Annotated in this window: 27 protein-coding genes and 1 pseudogene; 11 read left to right on the top strand and 17 right to left on the bottom strand. The window is 68.1% G+C overall.

All coding sequences use genetic code 11. The annotated features are described in order from the left end of the window. Positions 1-30: 30 nt before the first annotated feature. Both VJT49_RS24170 and VJT49_RS24165 read right to left on the bottom strand, forming a co-directional pair. A complete protein-coding gene (locus VJT49_RS24170) occupies positions 31-1,950 on the bottom strand; it encodes a glycosyltransferase (RefSeq protein WP_324167181.1) in 1,920 nt (639 codons plus the stop codon). Continuing rightward, positions 1,950-2,420 (bottom strand): GtrA family protein, encoded by a 471-nt coding sequence (locus VJT49_RS24165; protein ID WP_324167180.1) that lies wholly within the window; start codon positions 2,418-2,420, stop codon positions 1,950-1,952. Before VJT49_RS24165 ends, VJT49_RS24170 begins: the two co-directional genes overlap by 1 nt. Before the next feature lie 75 nt (positions 2,421-2,495). On the opposite strand from VJT49_RS24165, the gene VJT49_RS24160 reads away from it, so the two are divergent. From VJT49_RS24160 to VJT49_RS24135, 6 genes are all read left to right on the top strand, one after another. Then, a complete protein-coding gene (locus tag VJT49_RS24160; protein ID WP_324167211.1) occupies positions 2,496-3,884 on the top strand; it encodes an FAD-binding oxidoreductase in 1,389 nt (462 codons plus the stop codon). Then, the gene (locus VJT49_RS24155) at positions 3,881-4,636 is read left to right on the top strand and encodes a decaprenylphospho-beta-D-erythro-pentofuranosid-2-ulose 2-reductase (protein ID WP_324167179.1); all 756 of its coding nucleotides are present in this window, start codon (positions 3,881-3,883) and stop codon (positions 4,634-4,636) included. The genes VJT49_RS24160 and VJT49_RS24155 overlap by 4 nt, the downstream gene beginning before the upstream one ends. Positions 4,637-4,704: 68 nt before the next feature. Beyond that, complete coding sequence (locus VJT49_RS24150) at positions 4,705-5,175, top strand: YbaB/EbfC family nucleoid-associated protein (RefSeq protein ID WP_324167178.1); 471 nt, start codon at positions 4,705-4,707, stop codon at positions 5,173-5,175. A gap of 4 nt (positions 5,176-5,179) precedes the next feature. Beyond that, positions 5,180-6,667, top strand: coding sequence for a WXG100 family type VII secretion target (locus VJT49_RS24145; protein WP_324167177.1), 1,488 nt, complete (start codon positions 5,180-5,182; stop codon positions 6,665-6,667). Beyond that, entirely contained in the window at positions 6,664-7,389 is a 726-nt protein-coding gene (locus VJT49_RS24140; RefSeq protein ID WP_324167176.1) for a hypothetical protein, read from the top strand. Before VJT49_RS24145 ends, VJT49_RS24140 begins: the two co-directional genes overlap by 4 nt. After that, positions 7,389-7,982 (top strand): hypothetical protein, encoded by a 594-nt coding sequence (locus VJT49_RS24135; protein WP_324167175.1) that lies wholly within the window; start codon positions 7,389-7,391, stop codon positions 7,980-7,982. The genes VJT49_RS24140 and VJT49_RS24135 overlap by 1 nt, the downstream gene beginning before the upstream one ends. Here the strand turns inward: VJT49_RS24135 and VJT49_RS24130 are convergent. The 9 genes and pseudogenes from VJT49_RS24130 to VJT49_RS24090 all read right to left on the bottom strand — a co-directional run bounded on the left by VJT49_RS24130 (position 7,976) and on the right by VJT49_RS24090 (position 17,029). Next, positions 7,976-8,704: a hypothetical protein gene (locus VJT49_RS24130; protein ID WP_324167174.1), complete on the bottom strand. Its 729-nt coding sequence runs from the start codon at positions 8,702-8,704 to the stop codon at positions 7,976-7,978. The two genes, VJT49_RS24135 and VJT49_RS24130, sit on opposite strands and share 7 nt — an antisense overlap. 237 nt (positions 8,705-8,941) lie before the next feature. Next, positions 8,942-9,337 carry a hypothetical protein gene (locus VJT49_RS24125; protein ID WP_324167173.1) on the bottom strand — a complete coding sequence of 132 codons (396 nt, stop codon included), beginning with the start codon at positions 9,335-9,337 and terminating at the stop codon, positions 8,942-8,944. A 652-nt stretch (positions 9,338-9,989) separates the two neighbouring features. Then, the gene (locus tag VJT49_RS24120) at positions 9,990-10,256 is read right to left on the bottom strand and encodes a hypothetical protein (protein ID WP_324167172.1); all 267 of its coding nucleotides are present in this window, start codon (positions 10,254-10,256) and stop codon (positions 9,990-9,992) included. A 145-nt stretch (positions 10,257-10,401) separates the two neighbouring features. Continuing rightward, complete coding sequence (locus VJT49_RS24115) at positions 10,402-12,339, bottom strand: arabinofuranosyltransferase (RefSeq protein ID WP_324167210.1); 1,938 nt, start codon at positions 12,337-12,339, stop codon at positions 10,402-10,404. 5 nt (positions 12,340-12,344) lie between these two features. Then, positions 12,345-13,301: a decaprenyl-phosphate phosphoribosyltransferase gene (locus VJT49_RS24110; RefSeq protein ID WP_414636081.1), complete on the bottom strand. Its 957-nt coding sequence runs from the start codon at positions 13,299-13,301 to the stop codon at positions 12,345-12,347. Next, a complete protein-coding gene (locus tag VJT49_RS24105; RefSeq protein ID WP_324167171.1) occupies positions 13,298-13,825 on the bottom strand; it encodes a phosphatase PAP2 family protein in 528 nt (175 codons plus the stop codon). Before VJT49_RS24105 ends, VJT49_RS24110 begins: the two co-directional genes overlap by 4 nt. Continuing rightward, positions 13,818-15,044 carry a UDP-galactopyranose mutase gene (glf, locus tag VJT49_RS24100; protein WP_324167170.1) on the bottom strand — a complete coding sequence of 409 codons (1,227 nt, stop codon included), beginning with the start codon at positions 15,042-15,044 and terminating at the stop codon, positions 13,818-13,820. The genes VJT49_RS24105 and glf overlap by 8 nt, the downstream gene beginning before the upstream one ends. Before the next feature lie 15 nt (positions 15,045-15,059). Further along, a pseudogene (locus tag VJT49_RS24095) lies at positions 15,060-15,752 on the bottom strand (GntR family transcriptional regulator); the annotation flags it as partial. Between the two features lie 386 nt (positions 15,753-16,138). Beyond that, positions 16,139-17,029, bottom strand: coding sequence for an LLM class flavin-dependent oxidoreductase (locus tag VJT49_RS24090; RefSeq protein WP_324167169.1), 891 nt, complete (start codon positions 17,027-17,029; stop codon positions 16,139-16,141). A 61-nt stretch (positions 17,030-17,090) separates the two neighbouring features. On the opposite strand from VJT49_RS24090, the gene VJT49_RS24085 reads away from it, so the two are divergent. The 3 genes from VJT49_RS24085 to VJT49_RS24075 are packed head-to-tail and all read left to right on the top strand — an operon-like array spanning position 17,091 to position 18,643. Further along, complete coding sequence (locus VJT49_RS24085) at positions 17,091-17,906, top strand: HAD family hydrolase (RefSeq protein ID WP_324167168.1); 816 nt, start codon at positions 17,091-17,093, stop codon at positions 17,904-17,906. Positions 17,907-17,936: 30 nt separating this feature from the next. Beyond that, complete coding sequence (locus VJT49_RS24080) at positions 17,937-18,245, top strand: type II toxin-antitoxin system prevent-host-death family antitoxin (protein ID WP_324167167.1); 309 nt, start codon at positions 17,937-17,939, stop codon at positions 18,243-18,245. 14 nt (positions 18,246-18,259) lie between these two features. Further along, positions 18,260-18,643, top strand: a complete 384-nt coding sequence (locus tag VJT49_RS24075) for a type II toxin-antitoxin system VapC family toxin (protein WP_324167166.1) — start codon at positions 18,260-18,262, stop codon at positions 18,641-18,643. A 122-nt stretch (positions 18,644-18,765) separates the two neighbouring features. On the opposite strand, the gene VJT49_RS24070 is transcribed toward VJT49_RS24075, so the two are convergent. Beyond that, positions 18,766-19,938, bottom strand: coding sequence for a hypothetical protein (locus tag VJT49_RS24070; RefSeq protein WP_324167165.1), 1,173 nt, complete (start codon positions 19,936-19,938; stop codon positions 18,766-18,768). 112 nt (positions 19,939-20,050) lie between these two features. Then, positions 20,051-21,469 carry an AMP-binding protein gene (locus VJT49_RS24065; RefSeq protein WP_324167164.1) on the bottom strand — a complete coding sequence of 473 codons (1,419 nt, stop codon included), beginning with the start codon at positions 21,467-21,469 and terminating at the stop codon, positions 20,051-20,053. A gap of 330 nt (positions 21,470-21,799) precedes the next feature. On the opposite strand from VJT49_RS24065, the gene lhgO reads away from it, so the two are divergent. Continuing rightward, positions 21,800-22,978: an L-2-hydroxyglutarate oxidase gene (gene lhgO / locus VJT49_RS24060; protein WP_324167163.1), complete on the top strand. Its 1,179-nt coding sequence runs from the start codon at positions 21,800-21,802 to the stop codon at positions 22,976-22,978. Here lhgO and VJT49_RS24055 read toward each other — a convergent pair. Further along, complete coding sequence (locus VJT49_RS24055) at positions 22,959-23,480, bottom strand: DUF3558 family protein (RefSeq protein WP_324167162.1); 522 nt, start codon at positions 23,478-23,480, stop codon at positions 22,959-22,961. The two genes, lhgO and VJT49_RS24055, sit on opposite strands and share 20 nt — an antisense overlap. A 178-nt stretch (positions 23,481-23,658) precedes the next feature. Between VJT49_RS24055 and serS the strand changes: the two genes are divergently transcribed. Then, positions 23,659-24,948 (top strand): serine--tRNA ligase, encoded by a 1,290-nt coding sequence (gene serS, locus VJT49_RS24050; protein WP_324167161.1) that lies wholly within the window; start codon positions 23,659-23,661, stop codon positions 24,946-24,948. Positions 24,949-25,007: 59 nt separating this feature from the next. Here the strand turns inward: serS and VJT49_RS24045 are convergent, their stop codons facing one another. From VJT49_RS24045 to VJT49_RS24035, 3 genes are read right to left on the bottom strand one after another with little or no spacing between them, the layout of a single operon-like run. Then, positions 25,008-25,913 (bottom strand): haloalkane dehalogenase, encoded by a 906-nt coding sequence (locus tag VJT49_RS24045; protein ID WP_324167160.1) that lies wholly within the window; start codon positions 25,911-25,913, stop codon positions 25,008-25,010. A gap of 9 nt (positions 25,914-25,922) precedes the next feature. Continuing rightward, positions 25,923-26,408: a signal peptidase II gene (locus VJT49_RS24040; RefSeq protein WP_324167159.1), complete on the bottom strand. Its 486-nt coding sequence runs from the start codon at positions 26,406-26,408 to the stop codon at positions 25,923-25,925. Next, complete coding sequence (locus tag VJT49_RS24035; RefSeq protein WP_324167158.1) at positions 26,408-26,857, bottom strand: DUF350 domain-containing protein; 450 nt, start codon at positions 26,855-26,857, stop codon at positions 26,408-26,410. Before VJT49_RS24035 ends, VJT49_RS24040 begins: the two co-directional genes overlap by 1 nt. Positions 26,858-26,894: the final 37 nt, after the last annotated feature.

Here is a 26,894-nt window from a genome sequence, read left to right as displayed (position 1 = left end):
ACGGGAATGTGGGACTCGCGCGCTGGCGGGTCAGAGTTCGTAGAGACGCTTCCAGTTCTCGCGGCTGGTGAGTTCCGGCAGGGCTCGGCGGTACTGGGCCTGGACGGCGCGGCCTTCCTTGCGGAGCCGGTTGATCACGCGCAGACCGTGCTTGCCGAGCTTGAACATGCGGTCACGGTCGTACTTGCGCACCCGCACGCCCTCCTGGTTGGCGTCGGTGACCACGGCGGTGGAGAACAGGCCGACGTGCCACCAGTGCGCCTCGTCGAGCGGGATCGCGCCGAGGGCGAACCGCGACCGGCCGCGCAGCCGGTCGACGACCCGCTTGAGCAGGACGACACGCTGGAAGAGCGGCCGTGGCGCGGTGTTGATGATGCCGATGTCGTTCGAGGCGATACCCGGCACGTCCGTGGCGTCGTGCTTCTTGGTCTCCGGGTACCGCGAGCGGAGTTCGCGAATCTCCTTCATCGCCGCGACCCCGCCGTCGCGCAGGACCTCCGGGCCCTCGAGAAAGTCCTCGATCGCCTTGATCAGCGTGTGCGACAGGCCGTACTGCATGCCGAGCAGGTACCGCACCAGCTGGGCGGTCAGCACCCGGCACAGCAGGTTGAGGTTGAAGTCACTGTGCAGGGCCGCGGTGATGATCGAGTTGCGCAGGTTGAAGTACCGGTGCCACTCGTCCCAGTCCTTCCAGAAGAAGTCGGCGTGCCACACGCCGGCGCCCGGAAGCGTGACGGTGGGGAACCCCTGGCCGCGCGCGCGGTAGCTGTACTCGGCGTCGTCCCACTGGAAGAAGAACGGGAGCGGGTAGCCGACGGCCTTGACCACCTCGTACGGGATCAGGCACGACCACCAGCCGTTGTACCCGGCGTCGAGGCGCCGCTCCTGGCGGTTCGGCTTGCCGGTCTCCTCGTCCACACCCAGCAGGTCCGCGGTCTTCAGGCTGTGCTCCACCGGCAGGCCGGGCTCCAGCGAGTTCAACCGCGCGTACTCCGCGCCGACGTGCAACTGGTGCGGGTGCAGCAGGTTGAGCATCTGGCCGCCGACGATGATCGGGTTGGCAGCGCGGTTGGCGAACGCGGTCAGCCGGATGATCAGGTCGGGTTCGAGGAGCACGTCGTCGTCCATGAACAAAACGTTGGCGTGCTCGGTCTGGGTGTGCCCGGCCACCTCGTAGAGGCCACGGGTGAAGCCGCCGGCCCCGCCGAGGTTCGGCTGGGTGACGTAGTGCAGCTTGTCGCCGAGTTCCTTGGCCACCTGCGGGAAGCCGTCACGCGAGGAGACCAGGTCGGTGCCCTGGTCGGCGACGTAGATCGCGTCCAGGGTGTCCAGCGACGGCAGGTCGGCGGCCAGCGCGCGGAGGTTGCCGAGGCAGTCGTCGGCGCGGTTCATGGTGCAGATGGTGACCGCCGTCGGGCGGATCTTCTCCGGCGGCTCGACGGTCCACCGCACCTGTTCCACGGTCAGCCGCTGGTCCGCCTCGGTCTCGAGGTCCAGCCACAGCGCGCCGCCGTCGAAGAACTTGTCGATCTTGGCATCCAGCGCCACGACGGCCAGTTCGGCGCCCTCGACCTCCTGGGCGGCGACCGTGCGGGGCTCGCCCTCGACATCGGATGCGCGCAGCGCGAGCAGCCCGGAACCGGAGACCACCAGTTCCAGCCTGACTTCACGCGCCGTGGTCCACCGCTGCCAGTAGCTTGCCGGGAACCGGCCGAAATAGGTGTTACCGGACACCTTCGCGGACTGCTCCAGGACGACGGTGTCCCGCTTACGGGTGACGACACCGTCGAGGACTTCCGCGTAGAGGTCCTTCGGCACCACCGGCGACGGGCCGGCGAAGAGGCCCCGCTGCGCGGTCAGCCTGCCGTGCGGAGTGTGTTCGGAGAACGTCGTCTGCTCCTTCTTCGCGGCAGTGGTCTTCGCCCTGGTGCTCGTCGCCCGTCCGGCCATTATGGTGTCTTCTCCTCCAGCTTCGGCTCGCGGAACACGACCCATTTCAACATCACGAAGTTGATGGCCGTCGCGGTGCCCTGCGAGATCACCCAGGCCCCGGTCGGCTGCCAGCCCGCCTGCGGCAGCACCTGCAGCATCAGCGCGTTCATGCCGACCGCGACGAAGAAGGTCACGGTGTAGAGCAGCACGAAACCGCCGATCTGGCCCTTGCCCTGCTTGACTCCAGCGGAGAATGTGAATCTCCGGTTAAGAAAATAGGCGGTCGTCGTCCCCACGATGAAACTGATCGCTCGCGCGACGTTCACCCAGGGCGAGGAATCCATGCCCAACGCCCGCTCGCCGGTATACGTGCCGTAATCGAGCAACGCGCAGAAGCCACCGATCAGCGCGAAACGCAGCAGCTGACCGATCAGGCCCGGCGCTGCGACAGCGGCCTGCTTCGACTCCTGCGGTTCCGTAGACACCACTTGAACTACCTCACCGGCCGGGAATTCGCGGACCGGGAAAGTCTAGAAGAGACCGGCATCGGCGTCCGCGCGGGCATGGTTACCCTGGTTCGGGTGAACGCGACACCGCATACCGAGCGGCGGACACTGGCCGGTTGGGGCCGGACCGCCCCGACCATCGCAGACGTGCTGAGCACTCCCGACGTGGAAACCATCGCCAGGGCGGTGGCCCAGGCCGGCGAACGCGGCGTGATCGCGCGCGGGCTCGGCCGGTCCTACGGCGACCCCGCGCAGAACGCGGGCGGCCTGGTGATCGACATGACCGCGCTGAACAAGATCCGCTCGATCGACCCGGACAGCGGGCTCGTCGCCCTGGACGCCGGCGTCGACCTGGACCACCTGATGAAGGCGGCCCTGCCGCACGGTTTGTGGGTCCCGGTCCTGCCCGGTACGCGCCAGGTCACGGTGGGTGGCGCCATCGCCAACGACATTCATGGCAAGAATCACCACAGCGAGGGCAGCTTCGGCAACCATGTGGTGTCGATGGACCTGCTCACCGCGGACGGTCAGGTTCGCACGCTTACCCCGGACGGGCCCGAGTCGGACCTGTTCTGGGCGACCGTCGGCGGCATCGGCCTCACCGGCATCATCCTGCGCGCGACGATCCGGATGACCAGGACCGAAACCGCGTACTTCATCGCCGACCTCGACCGGACCGAGAACCTGGACGAGACGATCGAACTGTTCAGCAACGGCTCCGACGAGAAGTACACCTACTCGTCGGCGTGGTTCGACTCGATCTCCACCGGGCCGAAGCTCGGCCGGGCCGCCTTCGGCCGCGGATCGCTGGCCACACTCGAGCAACTGCCGCCAAGACTCCGGGCGAACCCGCTCAGGTTCGACGCACCGCAACTCGCGACCCTGCCGGACGTCTTCCCGAACGGGCTGGCGAACAAGCTGACCTTCGGAATGATCGGCGAGCTGTACTACCGCAAGACGCCCAAACAGGCGCACGGCAAGATCCAGAACCTGACGCAGTTCTATCACCCGCTGGATCTGTTCGGTGAATGGAACCGCGCCTACGGCTCGAAGGGATTCCTGCAGTACCAGTTCATCGTGCCGCTCGCTGCCGAGGACGAGTTCCGGCGCATCGTCCGGCACATCGCGGAATCAGGGCATGTGTCCTTCCTGAACGTGATCAAGAAGTTCGGCGAGGGCAATCGTGCGCCGCTTTCCTTCCCGATGCCGGGCTGGAACATCTGCGTCGATTTCCCGATCAAGAACGGTCTCGGCAGGTTCTGCCGGGAGCTGGACGCGAGGGTGTTGGAGATGGGCGGCCGGCTGTACACGGCCAAGGACTCGCGCACCGACGCCGAACAGTTCGCGAAGATGTACTCGCGCCTGGACGAATGGCGCAAGATCCGCCACTCCGTTGACCCCGAAGGCGTTTTCGCCTCAGACATGAGCCGGAGGCTCGAGCTGTGATCGACGCGGTAGGAAACCCCCAGTCGCTGCTGCTACTCGGCGGCACCTCGGACATCGCGCTGGCGATCGCCGAGAAGTACCTGGCCGAGCGCCCGGTCAAGGTCGTGCTGGCGGCCCGGCCGTCGGAGCGCCGGAAGCTGTCGGCGGAGCGGCTGCGCGCGGCGGGCGCCGAAGTGTCCGAAATGGACTTCGATGCCCGGGACACGGAGTCGCATCCGGCGGTGATCGAGCGCGCGTTCTCCGGTGGCGACATCGACGTCACGGTGGTCGCGTTCGGCTTGCTCGGTGACGCCGAGGAAGCCTGGCAGGACCACGGCAAGGCCGTCGAGCTGGCGACGGTGAACTACACGGCCGCGGTTTCGGTCGGCGTGGCGCTGGCGGAGAAGCTCAAGAAGCAGGCACACGGCGCGGTGATCGCGTTGTCTTCGGTGGCCGGCGAGCGGGTCCGCCGCTCGAACTTCGTCTACGGCTCGACCAAGGCCGGATTCGACGGCTTCTACCTGGGCCTCGGCGAAGCGCTGCGTCCGCACGGGGTCAAGGTCACCGTGGTGCGGCCCGGTCAGGTCCGGACCAAGATGACCGAGGGCATGGGCAAGGCACCGCTGGAGCAGACCGCCGAGCAGGTCGCCGGAATCGCGGTGGACGCGGTGCGCAAGGGCAGGGAACTGGTGTGGGCGCCCGCCCCGTTCCGCGTGGTCATGTCGATCCTGCGGCACGTGCCCCGGCCGATCTTCCGCAAACTGCCCATCTGACCCCAACCTGTCGCACCCCCATGCTTTACTCTCCCTTGGCATCCGCTTGACCCAAGGGGGAGGTTTCCGTGGCGGCGCACGAAGCACGGCTCGAACAGGCCATGCGGGCCTTTCAGCAGCAGGCGGCCAAGGCCGCGGAGCTCAAGGACAAGATCGGCGAGCTGCGCGGCCAGGGCAGCAGCGCGGACGGTTCGGTCACCGTGACGGTGGCCCCGTCGGGCGCGGTGCTCGGACTCCAGCTCACGCCCGCGGCGATGCGCCGTTCGCACACGCAGCTCCAGCAGGACATCCTGGGCGCCATCCGGCAGGCCACGCAGCAGGCGGCGGCGGCCCTGCAGGAGACCGTCCAGCCGCTGCTCGGTGACCGCGCCAAGCAGTTCAGGGACGCCTTCGAGGCGCACGTTCCGCAAGTCGGGCCGGCCGAGCCATCGACCGGCACCCCACCGCCCAACTCACCCATTCCGGTCAGAACATCACGGAACCGGACACCCTCGGGAGAAGTCGAAGACGACGACTTCGGCGGACCGATCTTGAGGTGAGGGGATGACCGGGTACCAGGTCCAGACCGGTGCGCTGGTGGCGCACAGCCAGGGTTCCGAGCAGACGGCCGGGCACTTCGGCAGCCTCGCGAACCTGCTGGAACAGGCCAGGGTGAGCGACGACTGCTTCGGCCCCATCGGCGAGCTGATGGCCTTCAAGTACTTCGAGGGGCTCGAGGAATGCCAGAACCTGGCCAGCCAGGCCAAGGACTTCCTGGAGCAGATCGCCGAGAAGACCGCCACGGCCGCGCGGCTGTACGGCGAGCACGAGACGCAGACCGCCGACGCGCTGGGCAAGTTCCAGGACCTCGCCGACGCGGCGGGTGGCGGTCCCGGCAGTCTGACCGACCTCAACAGCGCGGGTGATTCCCAGCGGAAGGGCGACTTCGAGCAGAACGCCGGCTACGGCAGTTCGTGGGTCAGCACCGCCGGCGACGTGAGCCGGGCAAGCAGCCCACCGGACGTCGCCATCGCCGCCGTCAACGCCCGGATGGAACAGCTCCAGTTGCTCACCAGCCCCGGCCAGTCGTTCCTGGACAACGGTCTCGGCTTCCTGATCAGCATCGTGATCAGCCCGCTGGTCGAGTTCGTGCTCGAGCCGGCGATCGGCGACCCGGAGCAGATGCGCAGCACCGCGCAGGGCTGGCAGCAGGTCGCCAAGTGGCTCGACGGCGTCGCCGAGCACGAGAAAGGCCGTGCCGAGGCCACCAAGGAGCCGTGGCAGGGCCAGGGCGGTGACGCGTTCCGCAGGCAGATGACCGAGTTCGCCGACGGCTCGGGCGCCCTGGCGAACGACATCCGCGGTGTGCAGCAGATCCTGGAAGTCGCGGCCGACCTGTTCGACGCGTTCGTGGAGATCTGCGTCGACATCATCCAGGAACTCGTGATGGGCCTGATCATCGAATGGCTGGCCGCACTGGCCGCTTCGTGGATCACGGCCGGAGCGTCCGTGGGCGCGGCCGGCGCCGCGACCACAGGGGAGGTCGCCGTCACCGGCGGTCGGCTGGGTCTGAAGGTCAAGCAGTTGCTCGGCAAGCTCAAGCCGTTGATCGAGGAGCTGGAAAAGTTTCTGGTCAAGCTGCGGCAGGGTCCCCTCAAGCAGGCAGTCGAGCGGATGGAGGGCCTGCGCGACGGCAACATGGCCCAGAAATGGCTCGGCCGAAAGATCGACGGGAACCCACTGGCCAAGATCCTCACCAAAGCCGACCCGGAGACCATGGCGTCCAAGACCGGCAACCGGTTCGCCAAGCGGTTCGGTGTCGACGGCGAAGGCGCGCCCGCACTCACCACGAACCTCACCGAGGCGGGCCTGCGGCTGGCTGGGATGAGCGGCACCTCGCACGTCCCGACAGCAGCCACCAAGGGCATCATGGAGAACGCGCCAGGGCTGGCGATGGAACAAGGCATCAAATACGGCTACAACGAGGCGCAGGACCCGTCCTCGGAAGAGGAACGCCGTGAGACGGAGCAGCGAGGGTTCACTCTCGAATGAACTTCTCCGGTTACCTTGGGCCGGCGGCGGTCGTCCGTCCCCTGCTTGCCGAGCCTGGTGAGCATTTGTTGTGGGCAGCTTCCGGTGGAGTGTTCTACTACGACATCGAGGGGCTTGACGCGCTCGGCGAGCCGAGCAGGGGCATGCTCAACCGTGGGCTCCGGGCGGTCGGTGGCTTCGCGGGAGATTTCCTCTTCGAAGCGCTCGTCGGAGGCGACGACAGTTCGCCGGACAAACCACCACCAGCTGACGTCATCGTGTTCGGCCAGGCGTCCGGATGCCTCGCACACGAACGCATCAAGACGCTGGGGTCGGCCGGCAAACCGGGACAATGGCTGTGGGCGCTCAGCTCAAATCGGCTGGCCGTACTCGGTCCTCGCCTGGCGGCGGCCGCGGCAAGCCACAAATCAGAGAAGACCGGTTTGCTCAAGGCTGCCCTGGAGTTCGGAAAGGGGGTTGTCAATATCGCCACCGACCGCTCCAGGACCTACGGCCCGAACCTCGAAGGGCAACCCGTCGCCAGGCCCGACAGGCAGATCCGGCTGCGATTCTCGCGCGCGGAGATCGCCGGTGCCGCGGTCGCCGAGCGGCGCGCGAAGCTACGCTCCCGCCCGTGCTTTCGAATGTCGTTCGTGGACGGTTCTGGACTGGACTTCGTGTTGCGGACGGACGACCCTGCGGTATTCCAGCGAATGGCGACGCTGAGTCACGGAGGTGACTGATGGCGATCAGCGTTGCCGAGCAGGATGACGAGATCGTCGAAAGGGAATTGCCGCGGCACTGGGTGCGGCCGGGCGAGCGGCTGCTCTTCGGTTGTGCGCCGATCCGTGGATACGTGCGAGCGCGGATCGGATCCGAAACCAGACTGCCACACGAGCCGATCGGTAAGGTGCCGGCACTGGACAGTGGTCCGTGCCGGTGGCCGCTGCCCGCCGACGGGGTCGGAGACGAGGACTGGGCCGACGACCCCACCGTGGCATTTTTCGTGCTCGCACAACACGCGAGCCAGCACGCCGTCGCCTTCGGCGACCATTTCGCGCACAGCCGCGGTGAGGCGCGACTGGCCTTGACCAACCGGCGGGCCGCCGTCATCTACACGACCAAGCTGTTCCACCCCCCAGGCCCAGGCGAACCGCTCTTCATGACGTTCTCCGAACTCGACATCGGCCGGGTCCGGGGCTACTCGGCGCCCTACGTGGGCCGGAGTATTCCACCCGAACAGGTCATCCGAGTCGACTTCGCCGACGGCTCGTCGTTACTGCTGCGCGACCCGCTCGCCAATCTGCGCGTGGTTCGGGCCACTACCCGTCAGTAGACGGTTGATTCGCGCCACTGGTCGAACAGCAGGTCGGCGTGGTGCTCGTGGTAGCGGGCCAGGTCGTAGATGTGCACCGCCTTCATCCATCGGCCGTTCTTGGCGAGGGTGAAACCGTCAGCCTCCGCCCGGGACTCGTCAGCGCCCAGCGAGTAGATGCCGACCGAGCCGTCGGCCGCGATTCCCGCGATCTCGCACGGATATCCGAGGTACTCGGCACGCGTGGTCACCGCGGCCATCCGGCCGTCCTCGGTCGACAGAACACCCGATCGGGGTCGCCCGTCGAAGACAGCGGACGCGCTGTCGATCCAGTCGCTCTCGCCCGGGTGTTCCTCGACAAAGCGGACGAAATGGGTGGCCCGCCAGCGGGCGAAGAGCAGGTCGTTCTGCTTCTCGTAATAGTTCCGCAGGTCACGTAGGTCGACGGTCTTGAAGTACTCGTTGGCGCTCTCGTGCACGAACCCGTTTTCGGTAGCCCAGCCGGCGTCCCACTCGGCTTCCATGACCCGGGCCATGCCGGTGATGTCGACGTCGTCCACGAGCACCTTGTGGTCCCGGTAGGTGGCGTAGACCTGCACCGAGAAGACGCGCTCGCACTTGTCGACCGACCTCGGCTCCCCGTCGGAGAAGTAGACGTAGTCCTCACCGACCGTGTACGAAATCGGGTAGGACGAGCCGTCCAGCAGCGCGAACGCGCCGCGTCTGTACAGGGGGTAACTCATCGCGGGCCCTCCTGCGCGATATCATGACCCCCGCCGACACGTTCCGCAAACCGAGATCGGTTCAGCCGTTCGAGTGAAAGCCCCGGGCAGGTGTGCCCGTTGTACTCGGCTACCGTCGTCACCTCGACCAGACGACCACACTCTACGACATCGACGTTAGCCGGCCAGATTCCGAACACGGCATTCCGAAGGAACAACTCGGATCCGGATTCTCCTGCTCTCGCGAGCGAGCAGACCTTAGCGCACCGGTTCCGGTGTGAAATGACCGACACCTTTTGCCGCGGAGTGGACCGTCCATTCCCCGGGACCGGACCCGTAACGGAGCTGGTAGGCGATCTTGATGGGTGGGCGCAATCGGTCAAAACGGGCGTAATTGAGGCGGAGCAGAGCGCCGGTGACCGGCCCGGCCTGCTCGATTCGCTCGTCGATCTGCCGGCCCAGTAGCCCGGGGTCGGAGAATCCGTCGACGATGGTGCAGTCGCAGAAGTACGCGAGCGTGCCGATCTCGCCGGGTGCGCCGACCGGGGCGGCACCGATTCTCGCGGCGAGCTCCCGGCCGACTCTGGCGTAGTCGGCGGCGCTGGCCCAGTTGCCGAAAAACGGCGGCGAAGTCCACGGCATGCCGCGTCCCACGAATGCGGAAAATAACCGATTACCAGCAGTGGAACGAGCACGAGAGCGGGAACGCGCACGCCTCGCCAATCTTCGGCAAAACGCGCGAAGATCTCCGTTCCGGAGATGGTGAGCGCCACCAGTGGAGGCGCGTAATACCAGTGGTAGGGCGGAACGCCGAGCAGGGAATACACGACGTAATAAAGGATTCCACCGACACCGAGTGCACCGATCGGCCCGAATCCGCCGGACAACTGCCACCCGAACAGGGCCACCAGGCCGAGTCCGGCGGGCAGGAACGTGAGCACGGTCCTCGGGTCGCTCCCCCACATCTGGTCGAACCCGGTCATGAAGTAACCGGCGCCGCCGAAGCTCCGCTGCAACTGCTTGATCACCAGCGTGTCCGGCACCGCCGAGCCGAACACCAGCCAGTTGAAGACATGCCACGGCAGCGTGACCAGCAGCCCTGGGCCCACGGCCCGGGCCGCGCCCCGGCCCAGCGTCGCACCGGCGATCAGCACGAAGATCGCCAGGTCAAGCCGGGTCAGGACGGCAAGGCCCGCGGCGAAACCGAACGTGACCGGTCTGCGCTCGGTCGCGAACACGACCAGCAGCACCAGCGCCGCCGGAATCAGCGGGATCTCCAGGCCGATGGCGGACAACACGAGCGGATTCAGCAGCACCAGCACGATCCCGACAGAGGGGATCCGTGGGCTTGCCCCGGGGGCCATGCCCCACGGGACACAGGAAGCCGCAGCCGTGCCCACCCCCAGCCGAACACGGCCCCGGCAAGCACGTACACCACCCCCAGCGCGAAAACCGGATGTGCCGAGCCGGAAATCCGGGTCAGGAACGTGACGAACCCGAGCAGCGCGACATACAGCGGAGAGGTTGCCGTGTTCGCCGGATGGCCGGGGATGAGCGCCCACTCACCGCGCACGGCAAGGTTTTCGCGTAGTCCAGCGTGATGTAGACGTCATCGATGAGACTGTTCTTGGCAAGCAGAAACGTGAGCCCGGACAGCATGGCGGCCGTCATCGGGACCCACCAGCTCGATCTCACCGCCAGCGTTCCCGGCCGTGCGTCTACCGCGCGACGACAACCGTAAACGGGCCGACCTGGCGTTGCGTGAAACGCGGCGAGTCGAACAGGGTCGGGTCGAATCGCACGGCGTCCACATGCAGCGGGACGGCCCGCGGGAACACGTCGGAGGCAACCGGCATGATCAGGGAATCGCCATCCCGGCGGAGCACGAACACGTTCGGCGCCTCATAGGGGCTGGCCGCCAGCCGCGCGAGGAGTTCCGTCGAATTCGCCGACGCGGCCCACTGCTTGATCTCCCCGTTTCGCTGGACATATTCGGCGAGTGGGTTCGCGTAATGCGGAGTGGTCTGCTGGAATCCCCAGTACGGCCGAAACGAGAGCAGCCGGTCGTACGCGGACAGGACGATGTCGCCGGTCGGCGGGCGTCCGGACAGCGAGTCGATCGTGCTGATCAGCTCACCGGTCCACGCGCCGTCCTGGCCGGGCTCGTGCTGCCCCCAGGCGTTGAAACCGGTCGCGTAGTAGTCGGACTCGGCGGTGTCGATCTCGTCCTTCATCGACGAGGAAATACCGGTCTGCGCCAGCGAGAGCGCGGCCGCGACGGCGAGCACGAACCCGGCCGCCGCGACCGGCCGGACATGGCGGCCCAGTGCCCGGATCAGTTCGACCCCGGCCAGCACGCCGGCCACCGAGAGCGCGATGTCGACCGTGGCGACGAACCGGAACGCCAACAGCGTTGTGTGCGCCAGGAGCGCGAGCGTCGACAGCGCGAACCACACGTACACGAGGACGGTGATGGTGAGCAGCACGAACGCGACCGGATTCCGCCGCGCCCTGACCACCGTCCAGATCAACCCGGCCAGGCACAGCACACCGAACACGCTCTCGGGCAGGAACGGCATGGGGAACATCGCGCTGGACTCGGGCAGGAAGTGCGCGGCGACGTTCGGCTCGCCCAGACCGCCGGCGAGGATGAACGGTCCCCAGGTGATCAGCGAGAGCACACCCGTCAGCGCACCCATCCCGGTCAGCCGGAGCAGCGACCGGCGGGCGACGACACCCACCCGCTCACCCGCCCGGACGGCCAGGAAACCGGCGATGGCGGCCAGCACCACGACGAGGAACACCCCGAACACCAGGTGCAGGGTGTAGGTGATGCCGCAGAACCCGAGGTAGCCGCCGATCAACACGATCGTCCACGCGGGCACGCGCTCACGGCGACGGAAGACCTGCCAGGCCAGCACGGCGATCGGCGGCAGGCAGGCCGAGGTCGGCCACGCGTAGGGCTCGTCCACGGCCACGGAGATGAACCCGGCCAGCACGGTCGACAGCGTGAGCAGCAGCGCGAGCCGGCGGTTGACCACCAGGCTCCACAGCACGAACGCGGCGACCGTGGACAACGCGATCCAGGTGATCGCGTAGGGCTTGTAGGCGGCCCAGCCGTCCCAGCCGAGGAGATTCGCGAAGCGTCCGCCGAGCCAGAACCAGCCGCCAGGGTAGTAAGGAGCGAGGTCGTGGTAGTTCATGTCGGCCAGGCCCCCGCCGGCGGCCATCCGCTCCATGTACTGGAGGCGGAAGGTGTTGTCCACCGACGACCCGCCGAGGAAGAACCTCGTGGCCTGGAGCGGAATCGCGAGGACAAGCGTGCTGAACGCGGTCAGCGCTGCCCACGCGCCGCCGAGTTTCACCGACAGCGGCCAGCGCCTTGCCGCGCCGAAACCGATCAGGCCGAACAGCACCACCACGATGCCCGCGACAGCCAGATTGGCCAAGGCCTCGGGCACATACGTGCCAGGGTCGATGCGCAGCCGGCTCGCCGCGACCTGGAGCGCGAGGCTGAACAGCACCGCGAAGACCGCGCCGAGCCCCAGTTCCGCGAAGGTGCGGCCGGGCCCCAGCCGGGTGAGCGGCGGTTCGCCGGGCGGGAGGTCATCCTCGGCTTTCGGCGACTCCGCGCGCTCACGCGTGCCGAGCTCCATCGGGCTCACAGGTAGAAGGTGATCCCGAGGCTGGCCACCCACAGCACGCCGAGGACCTGCAGCACACGGTCCTTGAGCACGATCTCCTCGGGCTCACCGGCCGTGCCACCGTCGACGTCCACGGCGTACCGGAGCACCGCGATCACGAACGGCACCATGGAGATCACCGGCCAGATCGAGCCCTCGGCCCGCAGCCGCAGGTCGAATGCCCACAGCGCGTAGGACATGATCAGGATCGCCGCGGCGGTCGCCCACACGAACCGCAGGTAGCTCGCCGTGTACTTCTTCAGCGAGGAACGGATCTTCGCGCCGGTGCGCTCGAACAGCATGATCTCGGCGTACCGCTTCCCGGCCACCATGAACAGCGAGCCGAACGCGGTGACCAGCAGGAACCACTGCGACAGCGCGATGCTCGCCGCCACACCACCGGCGATGGCCCGCATCAGGAAGCCCGAACCGACGATGGCGAGATCGATCACCGGTTGATGCTTGAGGCCGAAGCAGTAACCGAGCTGGACAGCCTCGTACACGCCGAGCACGATCGCCAGCTGCGGGCTCGCCAGGAAGGCGAACCCGAGCCCCACCCCGAAGAACGCCACCGCGGCCGCGTAGGCCACCGGCACCGGCACGATCCCGGCCGCGACCGGCCGGTTGCGCTTGGTGGGGTGGGCGCGGTCGGCCTCGACGTCGATCGCGTCGTTGATCAGGTAGACCGACGACGCGACCAGCGAGAACGCGACGAACGCGATCAGCGCGTCGAGCAGCACCGGCCCGTTGGTGATCTTCGCGCCGGTGAACGGCGCGACGAACACCAGCACGTTCTTGGCCCACTGGCGCGGGCGTGCCGTCTTGAGCACGCCGAGCGCCATCCGGACCGGGCCGCGCTTGACGGTGACTTCCGTGATCACAGCCGGTTCGACCTCGGTGTCTTCCGTGGCAGCATCGTTGATTGATTTGGTCACGAGCGGCTTCCCCTTTTGCGGATCTTCCTGCGCAGCAGACCACCGACCACGCCGCCGAGCGCCGCGCCCGCCAGCACGTCCGTCGGGTAGTGCACGCCGAGCACCAGCCGTGAGGCCAGCATCGGCGGGACGAGAGCGGGGACCAGATTACGCCCCGTCAATCCCGAGTAGAGCACCGCCGCCGCCGTTGTGGACGTGGCGTGCGAAGACGGGAAGCTCAGCTTGCTCGGCGTGCCGACCAGAACCTCGACACTTTCGTGTTCCGGGCGGGGCCGGCGGACCACCCGCTTGACCGCGATCGACGCGGCGTGTGCACCGACCACGCCGGCCGCCGCCAGCAGCCAGTCCTTACGGCGCTTACGGTCCACCGCGGCACCGAGAAGCCCCGCGGCGAACCAGCCGATGCTGTGCTCGCCGAAGTGCGACAGCCCGCGCGCGGCCTTCACCGTCGAGGGCCGTTTGAGCGTCCGTTGCGCGGTGGCGAGCACCTTGATCTCAGCGGGCGGCCGCCCCTTCTCAAGCATCCAAACTCCCGTCGAGCGGCGCGCCGTCGGTCAGGTGAGGCGCGATCTTGTTGTCGAACACGGACAGCGCGGAACCGATCGCCATGTGCATGTCGAGGTACTTGTAGGTACCCAGCCGCCCGCCGAACAGCACGTTACGTTCGGCGGCCTCACGCTTGGCCAACTCGCGGTAACGCTCCAGTTTCGCCCGGTTGTCCGGCGTGTTGATCGGGTAGTAGGGCTCGTCGTCTTCCTTGGCGGAACGCGAGTACTCCCGAACGATGACGGTCTTGTCGGCCGGGTAGTAGTCCCGTTCCGGGTGGAAGTGCCGGAATTCGTGAATCCGGGTGAACGGGATGTCCTCGTCGCTGTAGTTCATCACCGAGGTGCCCTGGTAGTCCCCGGTCGGGACGACCTCCTGCTCGAAGTCGAGCGTGCGCCAGCCCAGCCGGCCCGCCGAGTAGTCGAAGTAGCGGTCCAGGGGGCCGGTGTAGACGGTCGGGGCGCCCGCCGGGATCAGGTCACGCACGTCGAAGTAGTCGACGTTCAGCCGCACCTCGATGCCCGGCTGGTCGGCCATCTTCTCCAGCCACGCCGTATAGCCGCCGACCGGCAGGCCCTCATAGGTGTCGTTGAAGTAGCGGTTGTCGAAGGTGTAGCGGACCGGCAGCCGGGTGATGATCGAAGGCGCGAGCTCCTTCGGGTCGGTCTGCCACTGCTTGGCCGTGTACCCGCGGATGAACGCCTCGTAGAGCGGCCGCCCGATCAGGGAGATCGCCTTCTCCTCGAGGTTCTTCGCGTCCTTGGTGTCGATCTCGCTGGCCTGTTCGTCGATCAGCGCACGCGCCTCGCCCGGCGTGTGGGACTTGCCGAAAAACTGGTTGATCAGACCCAGGTTCATCGGGAGGCTGTAGACCTGCCCACGGTGCCTGGCGAACACCCGGTGCTGGTATCCGGTGAAGTCGGTGAACTGGTTCACGTAGTCCCACACCCGCTTGTTCGACGTGTGGAACAGGTGCGCGCCGTAGCGGTGCACCTCGATGCCGGTCTCCGGCTCCGGCTCGGAGTAGGCGTTGCCACCGAGGTGGGCGCGCCGTTCGAGGACGAGCACCCGCTTGCCGAGCTGCGTGGCGGCGCGCTCGGCCACGGTCAGCCCGAAGAACCCGGAACCGACCACGATCAGGTCGAAACCGGTGAAATCGGCTTCAGTGAAGTCTGTCTTGTTGGTGTGCTCGCTCACGGCCGTCGAGCGTACCTACGCTACCGAGCGCAACCTCACCGGATGCCGGGTACGCTGATCAGCTGGCCGTTCATAGGACAGTTCGTAGCGGTCCGCGGGCAGCACCATGTCGTTCATCTCGAGCGGTTCGCCGTCCTCTCGGTAGGCCACGCGGGTCAGCGTGACGACCGGCACGCCAGGGCCAAGTTGGAGTGCCGAGGTCTCCTCCGGTGTCGGCATGCGGGCGCCCACGTGCTCGGTGTAGCTGCCGATGAAGTGACCGGTCTCCTCCAGGCGCGCGTAGGTTCCGCCAGGGCCGGTGTCGGTTTGTTCGATGGCGGTTCCGGTTGTGAACTGGCGGGGCAGCCTCGAAACGGCCAGCTGTACAACGACTCCGTCGGCTCGCATGACCCGGTCCCGCACGGTGACTTCGGTGCCCCGCTCGATTGCCGGATATCCAGCGGCGCGATCGTCTGCGAGTTCGAAGTGGACCTCGACCGTCGAGGACGGGGTGAAGCCCTGTGCCGCCGCGTCGGCAAGGAATGCCCCTTATGCCCCTTGGTTCCGTGCCCGAGCTTCCCTGGACAGCCGGGAACGGGACAGGCGCTGGATGCCGGCAGGCGGCTTCACGAATACCCCTCGACCGTGTTCGGCGGTAACGATGCCCTCGGACTTCAGCAGGTATACATTCTCGCGAATCGTCGGCCTTGAAACCCCGTAGGTCTCGAGTGTCGGAGGCTGGCCACCAACCCGGAGGACCTGGGATAGCTGGGGACGTGAGCGGCTCGATCAGCTCGTCGCGAGTCACAGGGAATCCAAGGAGCCGACGGGGACAGGGTCGCGCACGGATCGTGGACTCGGCATGGTCCTGCAAGGGTGACGCGGCGACCGACGCGGCACTGATCGTCATCCGGCTCATCCACGCTGGACATACGCCGGATTCCGCCGGAAGTGGGCCGATGTGCTGGCGACCTGGCGGGAAGCATCCGAAACCGAGCTCACCGCGTTCGCCGTCGCAATCTGGCGCATGTTGGGAGTACCTGCCGCGCACCGATCCGCTGCCCCACGCGGCGTTGACGTCAGCGGCTCGAGCGTGGGCCAGGTATCGGCTCAGCTCACCCGCGGCCTGTCAAGCCCGGAAGGACTTCCTCGGCGACCTGCTCCAGCACGGATTCGTGGCCTTCGTAAGGTCCTTCGGAGCGCGGCCAGTGCGTGACGATGTCGGTGAACCCGAGTTCGGCCGCGCGGCCCGCGGCGTCGGTGAAGGCCGCCACGCTGGACAGGGAGAACAGCGGGCCGGCGTCGAGTTGCAGGTAGCGGGCCACGTTGGCGCGATCGCGCCCGGTCTGTTCGAGGGCGTCGTCGAATCGGGCGGACAGCTCGGCGACCGACCTCCACCAGGCATCGACGGTCTCCCGGGCCTGGCCCGTGGTGGCCCAGCCGGTGCCGAAGCGGGCGGCCAGGCGCATCGTGCGGGAAGAGTTGGCGGCGATCACGAACGGCATGCGCGGGCGCTGCACCGGGCCAGGCAGGTTCCGCGCGTCCCGAGCCGAGTAGTAGGTGCCCCGGTAGTCGAAGTGGTCCGTGGTCAGCAGGCCGTGCAGGGCTTCGGTGAACTCGACGAAACGGTCCGCACGCTGCTTGGCGGTCAGTTCGGGCTGCTCCAGCACCACCGCGTCATAGTCCGGCGATCCCACACCCGCACCCATGCCGAGGATGAGCCGCCCGTCGGACACGTCGTCCAAAGTGATCAGTTCACGGGCGAACGGCACCGGATGGCGGAAAACCGGTGAAACGACGAAGGTGCCGAGACGGATCGTCGAGGTGATCATCGCGGCGGCGGTGAGCGTGGGCACGGCGCTGAACCACGGCCCGTCGACCAGGGACCGCCAGCCGAGATGGTCGTAGGTCCAGGCGTGGTCGAAGCCGTATTCCTCGGCTGCCCGCCACTTGGGTTCGGCCGCCCACCAGCGGTCTTCGGGCAGGATCACGATGCCAACGCGCACCCGGTCACGCTACTAGAGCAACGTCGCCGTCCTGCCTGGCGTGCTCTGGGACAATGGCCAGGTGGAGAAACCCCAGTTGATCGCCTCCGACGTGGACGGCACCCTGCTCGACACCTTCGAGCGGATGACCGAGCGCACGGTCGCCGTGGTGCGGCGCGCCGCGGAGAGCGGGGTACCGGTCGTGCTGGCGAGCGGCCGCCCACCGCGGTGGATCCCCTCGGTCGCCCAGGCCGCGGGACTCACCGGGTACGCGGTCTGCGCGAACGGTGCGGTGCTCTACGACATCGGGGCCGACCGGATCGTCGACGTCAACGGCCTGCTCGAGCCGATGGTGCTGGCCAGCGTCGTGGCGGATCTGGAGAAGGCCATTCCCGGCTGCGGGTTCGCCGCCGAGCGAGTCGGCAGCAGCGCGATCGACTCGCGGGTGCGGAACCTGGTTGTGGAACGGGGCTACCACAACCCCTGGGGCGACGGCGAGGGCATCGAGTCCGCACGGGCCGAGGTGATCGGACACCCGGCGATAAAACTGCTGGTCAGCCATGACGGGATGAGCTCGGACGAGATGTCCGTCGCCGCCCGCGCGGTGCTGGACTCGTCGGTGGACGTCACCTTCTCCGCCGGGTTCGGGCTGATCGAGGTGGCCGCCCGCGGGATCACCAAGGCGCTCGGGCTCGCCGAGGTCGCCGAACGGCTCAGCGTGCCCGCCGAGCGGACGATCGCGTTCGGCGACATGCCCAACGACCTGGAGATGCTGCGTTGGGCCGGGCACGGCGTCGCGATGGCGAACGCGCACCCGGCGGTGCTGGCCGCGGCCGACGAGGTCACCGGCCCCAACACCGAGGACGGGGTCGCCCAGGTCCTGGAACGCTGGTTCTGACCGTAGCACTCAAGTAGCACAATCAGTCAGATGAGCTACATTGGTGCTATGGCACGCAGGATCGGCCAGCGTGAACTCCGCAACGAGAACGCGGAGATCATGCGCCGCGTTGAGCAGGGCGAAAGCTTCACAGTCACCCGTAACGGCAAACCCATAGCCGACTTGGTACCGCACCGGGCTGCGAATGAACACCGGCCCCGACAGACATTGGCTGAGGTGCAAGCCGCCTTCCGGCGCTTACCACCGATGGACGTTGAAAAATGGCGCCGAGAGCGAGCCGCGGACGACGAGATCTTCGGCGCCGACGACCCCCTGGAAGATCCCTGGGAGCGGGCGTGAGCGCACCTGAGTCGGTGCTGCTGGACACCTGCGTCCTCATCGATCTGGAACAAATCGATTTGAGCCAGGTCGCCAATGCGACTGCCCTGGTCAGCGCGGTGACCATGGGCGAACTCGGCTATGGGCTGGACACCAACGATCCCGTCGAACGTGCCGTGCGGAGCGAGCGCTACTACGAGACCTTGAACCGATTCGACGTGCTGCCCTTCGACACGTCCGCGGCAAAGCTGTACGGCACGATGGCTGCGCTCGTTCGTCAGGCGGGCCGCGACCCCAGACCACGACGGCTGGACCTCCAGATCGCGGCGACCGCCGCCGCGAACTCGCTTCCCCTCGTAACCAGCAATGGCAAGGATTTCGTCGGCTTGGAGCGTGTTCTTCAGGTCATCGAGGTCTGATCGACAGCCATGAAGCTGGTTCGGGATGTGCCGCCTGTGCGTGCGACGACGCGAAGGTCGAACTCGGACGCGTTGAAAGCGGGACTCGCGCGACGGGAAAGGGGGACTCGCGCGACGGCGGGCTAGGGGCAGGGGACGTAGGTCATGCGCGGGTCGGCGGACAGGCGTTCGACAAGCTTGCCGAACTGGTCCTGGCGGGGATAGACCGTCACCCAGGCACCGGTGCCCACACGCTGGAAGGTCGCCGACTCGTAGAAGCCCGCATAGCCGGCGCAGTCCCGTGTGGCCGAGTAGGCGACCATGTCGGGCCAGCGCACCGCGGCCAGCGACTCGCCGACCGCGACGAGTCGCGTGCCGATGGTGTACGCCAGCGCGGCGCGGCCGGTGGCGATCACTGAACCAGGTTGCACCCGGTCGGCCAGCCACGCCCCGATTTCCTCGGTCTCCGCGACCAACGCCCGCCGTTCCGCGACATCGGGCCACGTGGCGGCCGAGATCGGAAGGCTCACCGCGCACACTGAGAGCGCGACCGCGGACACGGCGAGCGGCCCGCGCCGCGGGCTCGGGGACGGCCTTGCACGCCGCTGGCAGACCCGAGCGATTCCCACCGCCGCCAGGGTGACCGCCAGAAATCCGTACGAGAACGGCGTGAACGGCATGAGTGACCGACCGGTCAGCGGCTCGTCGTAGTAGGTGGCCCGCCAGACGAGCCACGGCACGACGAACACCAGCAGGCCGAGCAGGTCGGCCAGCGGCGTCCACCAGCTCCACCGTCGTCGCGCGGCCCCGACGATCAGCCAGATCACCGCGAGCACCGCGGGAACGACGCCCTCCGGGCGGGTCATCATGGCCAGCGCGGCGAGCACCCCGGCGACCACCGCGTGGCCGGTGGCCAGCGCGCCGACGACGGCCAGCAGAAGCAGCACGAACAAGGCCGTCTCGGTGCCCGCGAGCCCGTACGCCGCGAGGCCGCTAGCGCCTGACGTGAGCACCGCGGCGGGCAGCCCGAACCGGCCGCCGAGCCGGTACGCGAGCACCACGCAGCCGAGCACGCAGAGCACGCTGAGCACCGTCGCGCTCCTCGCGACATCCAGCCCGAACAGCGCCTTGGGCAGGGTGACCAGGATCAGCCACAAAAAGTTCGGCGGCCCCTCGAAACCGTCGCCGACGTTGAACACCGCGCCATGCCCGGCGGCGATGTTGTCGGCGTACCGGAAGGTGACGAACGCGTCATCCGGGACCATGCCGAACAGGAGTTGCTCGATCAGGGCGAACAACAGCACGAGCAGAAGCAAGACTTTGTCCCCAGCCGCCACCTCGCGCCCGCCCTCTCCTCCAGGCCGCATGTCCCTTACGGGAAATATCGTTTCCGCGCGGAAATCGTTTCCCGCACGGCGGCAAAATGGCTCACACCTGCTCGGCGAGGGTTTGGTAGTCGATCTTTCCGCTGGCCAGCACGGGAATCGCGGCGATGGGACGGACGTCGAAACCGGACGCGTGCAGGTGCAGCCGGTCGGCCAGCGCGCGCGAGGCCGCCGTGCAGACACCCTTGGCCGCTCCCTCGGCGAACAGCACCACCTTGTCGTCGGCGGGGACGGCGGCGACGAGGTCGATCCCCAGCCCGGTGGACCGGACCGCCTGCTCGAGGTCGTCGAGGCTGATCCGGTTGCCGAACACGCGGCCGATCCGCTTGAGCCGCCCAGTGATGAACAGGAAGCCCTCTTCGTCGAGGTAGCCGAGATCGCCGGTGGACAGCACGCCGCCGGTTTCGTCACCCAGGGCCAGCGACGCGGCATCCTCGGCGTAACCCATCATCACGTTCGGCCCGCGGTAGATCACTTCGCCGGTGATCTTCGGATGGGTGGTCTCCGAGCCGTCGTTGTGGCGGATGCTGAACCTGCCGCCGGGCAACGCGGGCCCGACCGAACCGGGCTTCTCGGCGAGCCGCTCCGCGGGAATGGTCGCCATCCGTGGCGCGGCCTCGGTCTGCCCGTACATGACATACAGCCGTCCGCCGGCCGTGCGCATCGTCCGGTCCAACTCCGTAACCAGTTCGGGGCGCAACTTTCCGCCGGCTTGCGTCAGCGTGCGCAGGCGCGGATACCGGGACGGGTCGAACTCGAGCCTGACCAGCACCTCGTAGTGGTATGGCACCGCGGCCAAGCTCGTGCAGCCGTATTCGGCGACAGTGCGCCAGAATCCGTGGCCGAGCACGCTCGACGGCTCGACGACCACGGTCGCGCCGCGAACGAGGTGCGAGTTGAGCACGGAGAACCCGTAGCTGTAGTGCAACGGCAGGCTGGTCGGCGCGACATCGCCGGACGAAACGCCCAACACCTCGGCGATCGCCCGCGCGTTGCTCAGAATGGCGGTCCGCGACAGCCGGACCAGCCGCGGCCTGCCGCTGGAGCCGCTGGTGGGCAGCAGGACGGCGAGATCGGGATGCACTTCGGCCGCGTCACCGCCGGTGCGCACCCAGTGGCCGTCCTTCGCGACGTAACCGAACGGGGGCTCGCCGTCGGGCGCGGGCGTGACCGCGGCCGGCCGGAGCCACTCGACCAGGCGAATCAGCGCCGAGACCGGCATCGCCGGATCGATCAGCGCGACCGGCCGGGCGGACCGGAACGCACCGAGATAGCGCAGGACGCTGGGTAGGTCCAGGCCGGTGCGCGCGAACACCACGCCCGGTGGCAGCGCCGCGAGTACCTCGGCCTCGCGCGAGATCTCGGCGCCCAGGCCGTTGCCTTCAAGGATCCGGCCGCTGAGCGCGTCGACCAGCCGGGCGCCCTCGCCCAGCACGACGGCCGCGTCATCGCAACCGTGCACGATCGGTCCTTTCGCCTCGTTCCAACACCTGTCCAAAGTACAAACAAGACGGCGGAGGCCCGTCCAGCGGCCCATCGGGTGGGATACCGGCCCGAACGAGTGGTTGTCGTCGGCAACCCGGCGCGGGCGGATCCCTTGATCCGGATCGCCGTGGGCTAAACCGGATGAAACCGGGCTAAACCTCTCGTTTGGAGCTCAGCCGCGCGAATCTTCGAGAAGTGCTTCACCGTGTCCGACTCGCTCCCCCCACCACGGCCCTGTTTCACAGGTTGCCGAACGACCGCAACGTTTCGCGCGGTCCGGACGACATCCGTGGCAGGGTGATGTGATGTGAAGCGAGTTGTCGTTGTCGGAGGCGGAATCCTCGGTCTCGCCGTCGCCTGGGAGCTGACCAGGCGTGGCGCCGCGGTTACCGTGCTGGAAAAGGAGGACCGCTGGGCCGCGCACCAGACCGGGCACAACTCCAACGTCGTGCACGCCGGGCTTTACTACAAGCCCGGTTCGGCGAAGGCACGCATGTCCGTGGCCGGTAACCGGTCCATTGTGGACTTCGCCAGGGAGCACGGCGTCGGCGTCGAGGTGTGCGGGAAGCTGGTCGTCGCGACCGAGGACAGCGAACTGCCCGCGCTGGGCGAGCTGGCGCGGCGGGCCGAGGCCAACGGTGTCCCGGCAAAGCTGATCAGCCGTGAGGATGCGCGGGAGTACGAGCCCGAGGTGTCGTGCGTGCGCGCGTTGCGCGTGGAGTCCACCGGCGTCATCGACTTCCCCGGGGTATGCCGGGCGCTGGTCGGCCTGCTCACCGACAAGGGCGCGGACCTGCGGCTCGGGACTCCCGCGCTGGGCATCCGCGCGAAGACCGGGGTGGAGATCGCGACCGGCACCGAGGTACTGCGTGCCGACGCCCTGGTGAACTGCGCGGGACTGCACTCCGATCGCGTCGCCCAGCTCGCCGGCATCTCGCCGCGCGCCCGGATCGTGCCGTTCCGGGGCGAGTACTACGAGCTGCGGTCCGACCGCAGGCACCTGGTGCGTGGCCTGATCTACCCGGTGCCCGACCCCGCGCTGCCCTTTCTCGGCGTGCACCTGACCAGGATGCTCGACGGCAGCGTGCATGCCGGGCCGAACGCCGTCCTCGCCCTGCGCCGCGAGGGCTACCGGTGGCGGGACATTTCACCCGCCGATCTGGCCGCGGTGGCCGCCTTCCCCGGCACCTGGAAGCTCGCCCGCCGGTACGCCTTCCCGACCGGGCTCGACGAGGTCCTGCGATCACTGTCCAAGCGGCGGTTCGCGGCCAGCCTCGCCCGCCTGGTGCCCGCGGTCGGCCCGGACGACATCGTGCGGAACGGCTCCGGCGTCCGCGCACAGGCGTTGCGGCCGGACGGGTCCCTGGTCGACGACTTCCTCATCGAGACCGCACCGAACCAGGTCCACGTGCTCAACGCGCCCTCACCGGCGGCGACAAGTGCCCTAAAGATCGCTAAGCACGTGGCTACTTCGGTAGGTGTCTAGCCACGATCGGGGCGGCCTTCTCGGCGAGTTCGCACGCCTTCGACGGGTCCCCCACGTTCTGGCTCGACAGGGCGACGAACGACTTGGCGGACAGCTCGACCGCGAGATCGCAGATGAAGTCCCCGATCGGGCTCGGATGCTTCTTCCAGGTGACCCCGCCGAACTGCTCCTCGCCGGTGGGCTGCGCCGAGTAGTACCGCCCGATCGACAGGTCGGTGCTGTAGATCGCCTGGAGGGAATCGTCGAAGTCGTTCGGATCCGGCGTCGACCACGTGCAGCTCGGCGGGATCAGTGACTCCGGCCGCGCCGCCTTTCGCGTGCCCGGCGCGCCGAACCCGAGTCGCACCGCCTCGTCGTCGGTGAGCAGCGCGCACGGGTCCGTCGCGGCGGCCGGCGCGACGGTGAACCGGCCCGGCACCGGCTGCGCGGTGCCCGTCACGGTCGTGGTGCAGCCGCCCACCAGGGACGCCGCGGCCAACGCCAGGACGTATCGGCTCTTCACACGCACCCCTCGCAGGTTTTCCGCCCGGTATCACCAGGCGACCGCTGTTTTCGCAAGCCGAACCTAGCGTGTCCCGGACGGCTTTTTCGACGGAACACCAACCAGGGCACCATTGGGGCCGCGCTGGAATCGCCCGGGCAGTCGGAAAACCCGTGGAGCCGGTGGCTACCCTCGATATATGCATGACCCTCGCCTGTTGCTGGACCCTGAGGTCGACGCCGCCGCAAAGCTGCGCCGACGCGGGTATGTGCTGGACACCGACCGCCTCGGCAAGCTGGTCAGCAGGCGATCCGAGGTCATCAGCGAGGGCGACCAGGCACGCGCGCGGTCCAAGAAGACCGCGGCCGACGTGCAGGCCGCCGCGCGCCGGGGTGAGGACATCACCGGCCTGCGCGAGGAGGCTCGCCAGCTCAAGACGCGCATCGGCGAGCTGGAGGAGGAGCAGCGCCAGGTCGAGGCCGAGCTGAACGACCTGCTGCTGAGCATCCCGAACCTGCCGCTCGACGAGCTGCCCGACGGCGCCACCGAGGAGTTCGCCGAGCAGGTCCGCACCTGGGGCGAACCGCCCGAGTTCGGCTTCGAGCCGCTGGACCACGTGGACCTCGGCGAGCGCGCCGGCATCCTCGACCTGACCCGCGCCACCAAGCTGTCCGGCCCGCGGTTCGCGGTGTTCAAGGGCGCGGGTGCACGGCTGCAGCGGGCGCTTGCCCAGTTCTTCCTCGACGTGCACACGCGCGAGCACGGTTACACCGAGTTCGCGGTGCCGTCACTGGTGACCCGGCAGACCATGACCGGCACCGGCCAACTGCCGAAGTTCGAGGAGGACCTGTTCCGCACCGGCGTCGCCGACCGCGAGCTGTTCCTCATCCCGACCGCCGAGGTCCCGCTGGTCAACCTGCACGCCGGGGAGATCCTGAACCTCGACGAGTTGCCGCTGCGCTACACCGCCCACACGCCGTGTTTCCGTTCGGAAGCCGGCTCGTACGGGCGGGACACCCGCGGCCTGATCCGGCAGCACGAGTTCTCGAAGGTCGAACTCGTCCAGTTCGTGGACGCCGGGTCTTCCCGGGAAGCGCTGGAAGAGATCGTGACCCACGCCGAAGCGCCGCTTCGGAAGCTCGGCCTCGCCTACCGGGTGATCAAGCTCCCGGCCGGCGACATCGGTTTCTCCGCGCAGATCACCTACGACGTCGAGGTGTGGATGCCGAGCCAGCGGACCTACCGCGAGATCTCCAGTGCCTCGGACACCGGCACCTTCCAGACCCGGCGCGCCGGCATCCGCGGCAAGGCCAAGGACGGCAGGCGCGGCGCGGTCGCTGCGCTCAACGCCTCCGGCCTCCCCATCGGCCGCACCCTGGTCGCGATCCTGGAGCAGAACCAGCTGGCCGACGGCTCGATCCGGATCCCCGAGGCCCTGGTCACCTACACCGGCTTCTCCGTCATCAACCCTGGCGGCACCACGTCGTAGATGCCAGCTCCAGACCGACACGGATGGGGAATTCGCGGGACGGGAACGCGGGACGCGAGCTAACCGCGCACGAAGCCGGCGACGATCCTCCCCAGCTCTTCGCCCGCGTCCTCCTGGAGGAAGTGGCCCGCGCCTTCAATGGTCGGGTGTGCCAGTCCGGCGGCGCCCGGCAGGGAACGTTGCAGGACCGCGGCCATCGGGCCGGTGATCGGGTCGCGGTCGGAGAACGCGCACAGCGCCGGTATGTCCAGTTCGGACAAGACGGCCCAGGCGTGGCGGTTCGCGTCGGTGGCCGGGTCGTCCGAGGTGACGGGCACGAGGCCCGGCATGGCGCGCGGGCCCGCCTTGTACATCTCGTTCGGGAAGGGCGCGTCGTAGGCGGCGCGGACCTCGTCGGTCAGCCTGGTCCGGCAGCCTGACTGCACGAAGCGCCCGATGTCGAGCACCTGTGCCTTCCTCACGGCGTCGTGGAACGCCCACCAGACCGCCGGCATCCCCTCGTCGCCGGTCGGCAGGCCGGTGTTGGCGGCGACTACGCCGACGAACCGGTCCGGGTTCTCGGCGACCAGTCGCAAGCCGATCAGGCCGCCCCAGTCCTGCCCGACGAGGGTGACCTCGCGCAGGTCCAGCGCATCGAAAGCGAGCGCGCGCATCCATTCGACGTGCCGTGCGTAGGTGTGGGCGGCGATCTCGACGGGCTTGTCGGACCGGCCGAAGCCGACCAGGTCGGGCGCGATCGCGCGCAGCCCCGCGCCGGCGAGCACGGGAAGCAGCTTGCGGTAGAGAAACGACCAGCTCGGCTCGCCGTGCAGGAGCAGCACCAACGGGCCGTCGGGCGGACCGGCCTCGACATAGGCGACACGCACGATGCCGCCCCCTGAGTCGTCGAGATCGGCGTAGTGTACGGGGAAGTCGAAGTCGGGCAGGCCGGTGAAGCGGTCTTCGGGTGTCCTGAGCAGCCGCACGAGACCAGCCTAGGCCCGACGCCGCCCGTCGAGAAGGCTCAAGATGATCAACAGCGCGGCGCCGGCCGTCAGCGCGATGTCGGCGACATTCCCGACGAACCACCCGTTGTAGTCGATGAAGTCGACGACCTGCCCCCGCCCGAATCCGGGGGAACGGAACAACCGGTCGAGCAGATGGGTCGTCGCACCGCCGAGCAGCAACCCCAGCGCCACCGCCCGGCCGCTGGAGGATGCCTCGCGGGCGAAGCGCAGGATCACCACCACCGCCACCGCGGCCAAGAGCGTGAAGATCCAGGTCGCGCGGCTGCCGAAGGAGAACGCGGCGCCCGAGTTGTACAGGAGCCGGAGTTGGAGGAACTCACCCAGCACCGGGATCGGCGCACGACCGGTGAGCGCGGACTCGGCCCAGAACTTCGTTCCCTGGTCGACCGCGAGCACGACACCTGCGACGGCCGACACGAGCGGCAGCCGGCGAACCGTCGTCCCGTCGGCCACTACGAGATCGCGACCGCGACGACGAGTCCCAGCGCGAGATGCGCGGCCGCGACCACCACACTGACCGGCTGGAACGCCTCCTGCTCGATGGTCCGCCCGACGTCGATCCGGGTGGCCCATTCCAGCAACCGCACCGCCAGCACCTGGACGACGATCCCGAGCAGGCCGTAGACCAGGGACGTGATCAGCCCCTCGGTGAGGTCGCTGGCCGAGTTGAAGATCGCCACCACGACGATGAACGCCATGGACAGCAGCGCCGACGCCGTGATGATCACCGCGTTGGGCAGGCCGGCGTGCACGAGTTTGGACAGCTTGCCCGGCGTCGTCCAGTCGATCGCGTAGAAGCCGATGAACATCAGCAACAGCCCGACGATGCCGTAGAGCAGGATCGCGCCGACCCCCCTCAGCAGATCGTGGCCGAAGGTGTCGGACAGCGCGATGGTGCTCACGTGGTCTCCCGGTGGCTAGTGGGGCGGTTTTCCCGCG

The organism is Amycolatopsis sp. (assembly GCF_035276945.1).
Taxonomy (GTDB): domain Bacteria; phylum Actinomycetota; class Actinomycetes; order Mycobacteriales; family Pseudonocardiaceae; genus Amycolatopsis_E.
This window is presented reverse-complemented; position numbering and strand designations above follow the sequence as displayed.

Excerpts from the sequence above, each read along its gene's own strand:
- VJT49_RS24135 (WP_324167175.1), top strand. The coding sequence starts at position 7,389 with ATGGCGATCAGCGTTGCCGAGCAGGATGACGAGATCGTCGAAAGGGAA.
- VJT49_RS24140 (WP_324167176.1), top strand. The coding sequence starts at position 6,664 with ATGAACTTCTCCGGTTACCTTGGGCCGGCGGCGGTCGTCCGTCCCCTG.
- VJT49_RS24115 (WP_324167210.1), bottom strand. The coding sequence starts at position 12,339 with ATGGAGCTCGGCACGCGTGAGCGCGCGGAGTCGCCGAAAGCCGAGGAT.
- VJT49_RS24160 (WP_324167211.1), top strand. The coding sequence starts at position 2,496 with ATGGTTACCCTGGTTCGGGTGAACGCGACACCGCATACCGAGCGGCGG.
- VJT49_RS24105 (WP_324167171.1), bottom strand. The coding sequence starts at position 13,825 with ATGCTTGAGAAGGGGCGGCCGCCCGCTGAGATCAAGGTGCTCGCCACC.
- VJT49_RS24130 (WP_324167174.1), bottom strand. The coding sequence starts at position 8,704 with ATGAGTTACCCCCTGTACAGACGCGGCGCGTTCGCGCTGCTGGACGGC.
- VJT49_RS24080 (WP_324167167.1), top strand. The coding sequence starts at position 17,937 with ATGAGCTACATTGGTGCTATGGCACGCAGGATCGGCCAGCGTGAACTC.
- VJT49_RS24145 (WP_324167177.1), top strand. The coding sequence starts at position 5,180 with ATGACCGGGTACCAGGTCCAGACCGGTGCGCTGGTGGCGCACAGCCAG.
- serS (WP_324167161.1), top strand. The coding sequence starts at position 23,659 with ATGCATGACCCTCGCCTGTTGCTGGACCCTGAGGTCGACGCCGCCGCA.
- VJT49_RS24170 (WP_324167181.1), bottom strand. The coding sequence starts at position 1,950 with ATGGCCGGACGGGCGACGAGCACCAGGGCGAAGACCACTGCCGCGAAG.